The organism is Lentibacillus kimchii (genome assembly GCF_042666895.1).
Lineage (GTDB): Bacteria > Bacillota > Bacilli > Bacillales > Amphibacillaceae > Lentibacillus > Lentibacillus kimchii.
The window spans coordinates 1-876 of sequence record NZ_JBHTGR010000044.1 but is presented as its reverse complement, the minus strand read 5'-3'; the positions used below and the strand labels follow the sequence as shown (position 1 = coordinate 876).

The 876-nt window shown below is 53.3% G+C and carries 2 tRNA genes and 1 rRNA gene; all 3 read right to left on the bottom strand.

Annotated elements, in window-relative coordinates:
- Nucleotides 1-105 precede the first annotated feature (105 nt).
- Nucleotides 106-178: transfer RNA gene (locus ACFQU8_RS10065), tRNA-Ala, on the bottom strand.
- 15 nt (nucleotides 179-193) lie between these two features.
- A tRNA-Ile gene (locus ACFQU8_RS10060) sits at nucleotides 194-270 on the bottom strand.
- Between the two features lie 126 nt (nucleotides 271-396).
- Nucleotides 397-876: ribosomal RNA gene (locus ACFQU8_RS10055) — 16S ribosomal RNA — on the bottom strand; the annotation flags it as partial.

The window sequence follows — 876 nt, the reverse complement described above, 5'->3', positions numbered from 1 at the left end:
TCACCGTGCGCCCTTGATCACTTAACTTAATAAAACATTCGTTTAAACGAACGTCTGGATGTCGTCTTGAATGGTTTGCTCTTATTTAGTTTTCAAGGTGCAAAATGGAGCCTAGCGGGATCGAACCGCTGACCTCCTGCTTGCAAGGCAGGTGCTCTCCCAGCTGAGCTAAGGCCCCGTATTCGGTTCCAGATGGTGGGCCTGGGTGGACTCGAACCACCGACCTCACGCTTATCAGGCGTGCGCTCTGACCAACTGAGCTACAGGCCCTCTTAAGAGAGAATTGCTCCCTCAAAACTGAACCAAACAACCAGAGTAGCTGAAAACAGATATCGGTCCGGCCGATACTGCCGCGCTAAGCGACAAGCACCGGCTTCCGTATAATATCTTCCTTAGAAAGGAGGTGATCCAGCCGCACCTTCCGATACGGCTACCTTGTTACGACTTCACCCCAATCGTTGGCCCCACCTTCGGCGGCTGGCTCCAAAAAGGTTGCCTCACCGACTTCGGGTGTTGCCAACTCTCGTGGTGTGACGGGCGGTGTGTACAAGGCCCGGGAACGTATTCACCGCGGCATTCTGATCCGCGATTACTAGCGATTCCGGCTTCATACAGGCGAGTTGCAGCCTGCAATCCGAACTGGGAATGGTTTTATGGGATTTGCTTCACCTCACGGCTTCGCGTCCCTTTGTACCATCCATTGTAGCACGTGTGTAGCCCAGGTCATAAGGGGCATGATGATTTGACGTCATCCCTGCCTTCCTCCGGTTTATCACCGGCAGTCACCTTAGAGTGCCCAACTTAATGCTGGCAACTAAGCTTAAGGGTTGCGCTCGTTACGGGACTTAACCCAACATCTCACGACACGAGCTGACG